Genomic DNA, 9,004 nt, shown 5'->3' with positions numbered 1-9,004 from the left:
AAAGAAGAAACGGAAACGCTTGATGTAAATCAACAAGATGTTGTTGTGAATCTTAATTTACAATCGTTAATTGTTGGAAATCAGATTGTAATCAATCCCATTTATTTTGATTTTGATAAGTCAAATATCCGAGAAGATGCGGAATATGAATTGGAAGATATTGTAACGGTAATGAATACGTATCCAGAATTGGTGATTAAAATCGAATCGCATACGGATAGCCGAGGAGGTAAAGATTATAATAGGAATTTATCAGATAGCCGAGCAAAATCAACCCGTGATTATATAATTTCAAGAGGAATTGCATCAAACAGAATAGAAAGCGCGATTGGTTTTGGAGAAGATAATTTACTAAATCATTGTGATGATGCGAATAGTAGCAAGTGTAGTAAAGAAGAACATCAGAAAAACAGGCGTTCTTACTTTTACATCATCAAAGGAAATGAAAGTGTAAAGGCAATAAATGAGTAAGAAATCAGCAAAAAATAAATTATTAGTCAAAATAACAAAAACACGAAGTTCGCTTCGTGTTTTTTATTATGAAATAATTTGATAGTCTTCTTTTTTTTTAGTATATTTATGGAAATCTAGAAAGTAAACTTCCCATTTTTTAGTTATAAATTAGTTGATTAACGTTCTTCTTTTTAAATAAAGAAAATATCAATATAATATTAACTCTTTTTTTTTAATAAATTCATAATTTAAGTGTATTTAATATTAAGTTATATTTATTGAAAAATATATAGATACTTAATATGCAGTATGTTATATAATTAACTAAATTAGCCCCCAAAAATAAAATAATAAATTTTAAGATATTATTAACGAAATCCACGTTTTTTAGAGTTTTTTGTAAATTAATAAAAGTTGTAGTACATACTGTTTTATAATAAACGTATGTATATACTAATATAGCATAAGTAGGTGTTGATATTTTAAGTAAAAACACCAAGGTTTAAATTTAAAATAAATTTTTATGAAAAATAATTACCATTTATTAATTAAAAATAAGCTCTTATTTACAGGGCTTTTAATCGCTTCTTTATTTCTGATGCCTTCGTTGGTGTTGGGGCAGGCTCTTAATTGTGGTCCTAGTGGAACGATTGTTGAAAACCAATATGCAACAGGTGGTTTAGCAACTGATGCTTTGGGTGCTCCTAATAATTCTAATTATTATTACTCTGGAGATACACCTTTAATCTTAGAGTATGCTGAAGAGTTTACAGAAGGGTCTGTAATTACTTTTACAGGGTATTACTCTCAATATAATAAGCCATTAACAATTGGATTTGGGAATTCTAACTCAACCTTTAATACAATGACAGTTGTAACACCTATTTTTCCTGATTCTATGGGAGAGGTTACAATAACTGTACCTACTGGGGCAGGTATTACTACAGGGGCAGGATATAAATGGCTTCGTTTAGTAGGCGAAGGCTGGGATGGTTTTAATATGACGAGAATGTATTTAGATGCTGTTAAAATAGCAACAACAAAGTGTAATCCATGTAGTATTACTACGGATGCTCCACAGTTTTCAAAAAACCCTACTGCGCCAATTACGGGGCAAGCAACTTTTGATTTAAGTACTTTTGATACAACGATAACTAATAAAGGAATTAAAAATGTAAAATGGTATTATTTTTTACCTGCAAGTGTCGATAGTGAAATACCAAATGGATCACAAGTTTTAGCGGGTACATATTATGCTCTTTTTGAAGGTGATGATAACGGAAGTCCTTGTTATAGTGATGCAACTGCATTTACAATAATTAGTGATTTTGATAATGATGGTATTGTTGATGCTATTGATATTGATGATGATAATGATGGGATTTTAGATAAATTTGAATGTACTTCTGATTTAACTTCTAGTGGAAGTTTTGAATATGACCACACGACTGTTTTTGAATCGACGAAACAATTTATTGGTTGGACTGTAGAAACGGCAAATGATGGAAGTTTTTATACAGTACACTTAGAAGAACAGCTGCCTCAGGATCCAGTTGTTAATCTTGTAGGTAAAAAAGATGATTGGTTATTTCATGATTCAGTAGATTGGACACAAGGTCAGTATATAAATCAGTCAAAACAAAATTCAAAAGATCTACATCCTATAGTAGAGCAATCAACTACAGATGGAGGTGCTTTTATTATTTTTTCTAGAGGTTCTGAGGCTATTTCGAATAATTTAACAGGCTTAACTATAGGTGAAAATTATGCATTTACTTATGAAATGGGGTTATTACCTGTATATAATGATTTAGGTAGTATAGATAGATATAACCCTTCTACTTATGTTGATATAACAGGAGGTGATATTTTAAGTAGTGATGACCCCAATTTTAATAGTTATAGTATAGGCGATTTTCCAGTATTGGTAACTCCTGCTAGCTCACCTTTAAACCCTAACTGGAAAGTGTACAGGGTGATTTTTAAAGCAACATCAACAAATGTAAATGTAAAATTAGGGTCAAATAATACAGATGCTGTAATAACAGTAGATGCTGTTAAAGTAGTTAGATTTCCAATTGATCCAATATGTACTAGAAGTTTAAGTACAGATGCTGATGGTGATGGCTGTGATGATGCTACAGAAGCAGGTTTAATAGCTTTAACTCCTGCACAAATAGCAATGGGTGTTGGAGTAAATGGTTTATATGATGCTTTAGAAACTTCTGTAGATTCAGGAATTTTAAAAGATGTAATTGATACAACAAAACCATATGATCCAAGTGCACAAGGTTCAGCATGTCCTCCACCAAACCCATGTACAGTTGGTGCGAGTACGAACGGTACACCAACAACAACCGATTCCGATGGTGATGGTGTAAATAATATTTGTGATTTAGATGATGATAATGATGGTATTTTAGATGCAGAAGAAGATGCTAATTGTACAGGAAATATAGTAGAAGAAATCATTATAAATGAAACATTTGAAGCCGGTACAGTAGGAGCAGTTATTCCAAAAGGAAGCTTAGTAGGAGTGCCAGGGATTGATGGTTTGCAAGAAGCTTATAATTCACACCCAGGAAATACGAGTACTACAAATGTAGGAGAGTATAAATCGATTTCTGGAGTTGATGGTAATCCAAGTATTGTAATTGATGCAAATGGAGGAGGAATAGTTGATCAGGAGCAAATGTCTTCATTTATCGTTTTAAATAAAGTAAATTTATTAAACGGAGAGAAATATACTGTTGAAGCTGATTTTTCATTAGGATTACAAGATACAGGTTCAACTTTAACAAATGGAAGTAATGAATATGGTATTGCTATTGGTGCACCTGGTCAAGACCCTATTTGGCAAGAAGATTATGCTGGGGCTCCAGATGGAGTATTCTTATATGGGCATGGAAGTGTTTTAATTAGAGAACCTAATTCATCATTACCTAACTTTACAGCACCTCCAAGAGTAAAAGGTTGGTTTAGACAATCTACAACCTATTATGTTAAAGACAACGGATCTGGTATTTTACATTTATATGCTGATAATAAAGGTTATAAATATAATGTTTCAGGAGTTTTAGGAACAGCTTTTATAGCAAATGAAATAGATTTAGGTGCAGCAAGTAATTATCCTTGGTTAAATAATGCTGCTATTAGTGTCTCTACCGATGAATATGTCGATAATGTAATTGTTAAAATTAATCACTGTGATACTGATAATGACGGAGTACCAAATTATTTAGATACAGATTCTGATAATGACGGATGTCCTGATGCAATAGAAGCGAATGAAAATGTAACATCAGTACAATTAGATGCTGATAAAAGAATTGATATAGCAAACCAAGGAGGTGTAGATATTAATGGAGTTCCTAATTTGGTAAATTCAGGAGGAACTGCTGATGGTAGCAATAATACACAAGGACAGGGAACAAACACAAATGTATTAACAGCAACAAAAATAGAAGTAAAGACACAACCTACAAATAAGGTTATTTGTTTAGGAGGAAATGCTGTTTTTACGGCTGAAATGTTATCAAAAAGCACGACTATCTTTAATGCTGGAGTTCCAGATTATACAGGAATTGCAGGAAATACAACAGGGCTTGTTTATCAATGGGTAGAACAAATTGAAGGAGCTGGATCGTGGAATGTTATAAGTAATGGCGGCATATATAGTAATGCAACAACCGCATCTTTAACATTAACGAATCCACCTTTAACGACTTCAACAAATAAATACAGGTTAGTAACAACGAGTACAAGTAATACGTGTTCGGAGGTAATTTCTGATGAAGTTTTACTTACTGTGAATGCGTTGCCAGTAGCATCAATCACAGGAGCAGTAACACAACCAACGTGTGCTGTTTCAACGGGAAGTTTTCAAATTACGGGATACGATTCAGGAGATACATATGCATTTACACCATCAGTAGTAGGTGTATCAGGAACCGGATTRGTAACCGCTAATGCAGGTAGTTATACATTTACAGTAACAGATAGCGATGGAACAGGATGTACTTCATTAGCAAGTTCAAATATTGTAGTAAATGCACAACCAGCTACTCCATYAGCACCAGTTGTAGGAGCAGTAACGCAACCAACGTGTGCTGTTTCAACGGGAAGTTTTCAAATTACCGGATACGATTCAGGAGATACATATGCATTTAAACCATCAGTAGTAGGTGTATCAGGAACCGGATTGGTAACCGCTAATGCAGGTAGTTATACATTTACAGTAACAGATACCGATGGAACAGGATGTACTTCATTAGCAAGTTCAAATATTGTAGTAAATACACAACCAAATTGTCCACCAGTAGCACAGGATGATACAGCAAGTACAACGATTGATGCTTTAGTTAATGTAGATGTTTTAGCAGATAACGATAATGGCGTTGATGCTGATGCAGATAATGATCCTTTAACAATTACAGATATAAATGGAACTACACCAGTTGTAGGAACACCAATATCAGTAACAGGAGGAACTGTAACTTTATTAGCAGGAGGAACATTAGATATTCAACCTGATGGAACAGGAACAGAAATTACTTTCCCATACACAATAAGTGATGGAAATGGCGGAACAGATACAGCAGATGTAACGGTAACAATCGATAATACTGCACCAGTAGCACAGGATGATACAGCAAGTACAACGATTGATGCTTTAGTTAATGTAGATGTTTTAGCAGATAACGATAATGGCGTTGATGCTGATGCAGATAATGATCCTTTAACAATTACAGATATAAAYGGAACTACACCAGTTGTAGGAACACCAATATCAGTAACAGGAGGAACTGTAACTTTATTAGCAGGAGGAACATTAGATATTCAACCTGATGGAACAGGAACAGAAATTACTTTCCCATACACAATAAGTGATGGAAATGGCGGAACAGATACAGCAGATGTAACGGTAAYAATCGATAATACTGCACCAGTAGCACAGGATGATACAGCAAGTACAACGATTGATGCTTTAGTTAATGTAGATGTTTTAGCAGATAACGATAATGGATTAGATTCAGATGTTGACGGCGATACATTAACAATTACAGATATCAATGGAACTACCCCAGTTGTAGATACACCAATTAGTGTAACAGGAGGAACAGTAACATTATTATCAGATGGAACATTAGATATCCAACCTGATGGAACCGGAACTGCAATTACTTTCCCATATACTATTAGTGATGGAAATGGCGGAACAGATACAGCGAATGTTGATGTAACTATCGGTAATACTGCACCAGTAGCACAGGATGATTCAGCAAGTACAACAGTTGATGCATTAGTAAATGTAGATGTTTTAGCGAATAATGGAAATGGATTAGATTCAGATGTTGACGGTGATACATTAACAATTACAGATATCAATGGAACTACCCCAGTTGTAGATGCACCAATTAGTGTAACAGGAGGGACAGTAACATTATTATCAGATGGAACATTAGATATCCAACCTGATGGAACAGGAACTGCAATTACTTTCCCATATACTATTAGTGATGGAAATGGCGGAACAGATACAGCGAATGTTGATGTAACTATCGGTAATACTGCACCAGTAGCACAGGATGATTCAGCAAGTACAACAGTTGATGCATTAGTAAATGTAGATGTTTTAGCGAATAACGGAAATGGATTAGATTCAGATGTTGACGGCGATACATTAACAATTACAGATATCAATGGAACTACCCCAGTTGTAGATACACCAATTTCAGTAACAGGAGGAACAGTAACTTTAAAATCAGATGGAACATTAGAAATTCAACCTGATGGAACAGGAACAGAAATTACTTTCCCATACACCATAAGTGATGGAAATGGCGGAACAGATACAGCAGATGTAACGGTAACAATCGATAATACAGCACCAGTAGCACAGGATGATACTTCAAGTACAACGATTGATGCTTTAGTCAATGTAGATGTTTTATCATCTAACGGAAATGGCGTTGATGCAGATGCCGATAATGATCCTTTAACAATTACAGATATCGATGGAACTACGCCAGTTGTAGGAACTCCAATATCAGTAACAGGAGGAACGGTAACTTTAAAATCAGATGGAACATTAGAAATTCAACCTGATGGAACAGGAACAGAAATTACTTTCCCATACACCATAAGTGATGGAAATGGCGGAACAGATACAGCAGATGTAACGGTAACAATCGATAATACTGCACCAGTAGCACAGGATGATACTTCAAGTACAACAGTTGATGTATTAGTAAATGTAGATGTATTAGCGAATAACGGAAATGGATTAGATTCAGATGTTGACGGCGATACATTAACAATTACAGATATCAATGGAACTACCCCAGTTGTAGATACACCAATTTCAGTAACAGGAGGAACAGTAACATTATTATCAGATGGAACATTAGATATCCAACCTGATGGAACCGGAACTGCAATTACTTTCCCGTATACTATTAGTGATGGAAATGGCGGAAACGATACAGCAAATGTTGATGTAACAATAGTTCCAAAAGACGAAAACCCAACAGCTGAACCTGACACAGCATCAACATTAAAAGATACGCCTGTAACTACAGGAAATGTCCTAGAAAATGATAGTGTTTTAGACAACGCAACAATCACTAGTTTTGATGCGATAAGCACTAAAGGTGGAACGGTTGTAAATAATAGCGATGGAACATTTGATTATACACCAGCTACAGGATTTGTAGGAAAAGATACTTTTACATATACACTTTGTGATGATGATACACCAAAAGCAAGTTGTTCAATAGCAACGGTAACGGTGAATGTTGCATCAGTAATTGAACCTATTGTTGATGATTACACGGCAACGCCAGTATTAGTTGGAGAAAGTACACCATCGATAATCGATAACGATACATTAAACGGTAATCCTGTAGTAATAGGAACAGAATTAGGAGCGGTAACATTAACGCCAGATCCTAACGAAACTAACGAAGATGGTTTTACGTTTAATGCTGATGGAACTATAACAGTAGCACCTGATGCTACACCAGGAACATATGATTTAGAATATCAAATCTGTGAAAATGGAGCAAATCCAATAAATTGTAAAGTAGCTACAGTAACCATCGTAGTTGTATCAGAATCACTTCCTTGTGGAACGCCATACAATATTATGACGCCTGATAATGATGGTGAAAATGATAGTTTCTTTATCTCTTGTATTGATAAACCAGCGTATAGTAAAAATACTGTAGAGATTTTTAATAGATGGGGAAATACGGTTTATAAAGCCTCAGGATATAATAATTCGGATGTTTCTTTTAAAGGGATTTCAAACGGACGTGCAACAATCACAGTAGATGAGAAATTACCACCGGGAACTTATTATTATGTTATTGATTTAGGAGATGGATCAGCACCGAAAGCAGGTTGGTTATACATAAATAGATAAAAAAAGAGATATGAAAATTAGATATACACTGCTATTAATTCTTTGCGTTGTACTTGGAGTTACTGCTCAGCAAGATCCACAATATACGCAATACATGTATAATACGATGAGCGTTAATCCAGCATATGCTGGTTCTAGCGGACATTCAATTATCAATTTGTTAGGACGTACGCAATGGGTCGGTTTAGATGGCGCACCCGATACACAAACGCTAAGTTATGATACTCCGCTAGGTTATAGCGGAGTTGGTTTAGGAATCAATTTAACGAACGATAGAATTGGACCTGCGAGTGAATTATTTTTAGATATCAACGGATCTTATACGATTCGTACGAGTGATGAAGGGAATTTATCCTTCGGATTAAAATTAGGAGGTCGTCATTTAAACGTAGATTGGAGTAAAGGACGAGTTAAAAATGTAAACGATAAAAAAATACAAGGAAATATTAATAAGTTTTTACCAACGATAGGAGCAGGATTGTATTACTATACGAATACATGGTATGTTGGAGGAGCGATTCCTAATTTCATAAGTACGGATCATTATGATGATGTAAGTAATGGTGGAGATATCGCAACCGAACGCATGCACTTATTTTTTATCGCAGGATATGTTTTTGATTTAAGTGATAATATCAAATTTAAACCAGCAGCTTTGGTAAAGGCAGTAAAAGGCGCTCCTTTATCAGTAGATGTATCGGCAAATTTTATGTTTAATGAAAAAGTAACAGCAGGATTAGCGTGGAGATGGGATGATTCGATAAGTGCTTTATTAGGTTTTCAAATCACTAGAGAATTGTATCTAGGTTTTGCTTATGATTTAACCTCTTCAAATTATAGCAATTACAATTCAGGAACATACGAAGTAATGTTACGATATGAAATGTTTAAAGAACAAGCGATAAAATCCCCAAGATTCTTCAGGTGTATTTTCGTTTTCAGGGTAGGTTTCTATTAATTGATACGCCNTCAGTAGATGTATCGGCAAATTTTATGTTTAATGAAAAAGTAACAGCAGGATTAGCGTGGAGATGGGATGATTCGATAAGTGCTTTATTAGGTTTTCAAATCACTAGAGAATTGTATCTAGGTTTTGCTTATGATTTAACCTCTTCAAATTATAGC

Annotated in this window: 4 protein-coding genes; all 4 read left to right on the top strand. The window is 34.7% G+C overall.

Annotated elements, in window-relative coordinates:
• The coding region (locus tag L0U72_RS11610; protein ID WP_233899368.1) for an OmpA family protein at nt 1-471 on the top strand (471 nt) is incomplete at its 5' end.
• Nucleotides 472-976: 505 nt separating this feature from the next.
• Nucleotides 977-7,879: an Ig-like domain-containing protein gene (locus L0U72_RS11605; RefSeq protein WP_233899367.1), complete on the top strand. Its 6,903-nt coding sequence runs from the start codon at nt 977-979 to the stop codon at nt 7,877-7,879.
• A gap of 10 nt (nt 7,880-7,889) precedes the next feature.
• Nucleotides 7,890-8,837 carry a PorP/SprF family type IX secretion system membrane protein gene (locus tag L0U72_RS11600; RefSeq protein ID WP_233899365.1) on the top strand — a complete coding sequence of 316 codons (948 nt, stop codon included), beginning with the start codon at nt 7,890-7,892 and terminating at the stop codon, nt 8,835-8,837.
• The coding region (locus L0U72_RS11595; protein ID WP_317206240.1) for a type IX secretion system membrane protein PorP/SprF at nt 8,804-9,004 on the top strand (201 nt) is incomplete at its 3' end. The genes L0U72_RS11600 and L0U72_RS11595, both read left to right, overlap by 34 nt.

The sequence above is a fragment of the Tenacibaculum piscium genome (assembly GCF_021390755.1).
Taxonomy (GTDB): Bacteria; Bacteroidota; Bacteroidia; order Flavobacteriales; family Flavobacteriaceae; genus Polaribacter; species Polaribacter piscius.
Note: the sequence above shows the minus strand (reverse complement) of the source record. Positions and strands in the feature narration are given on the sequence as shown.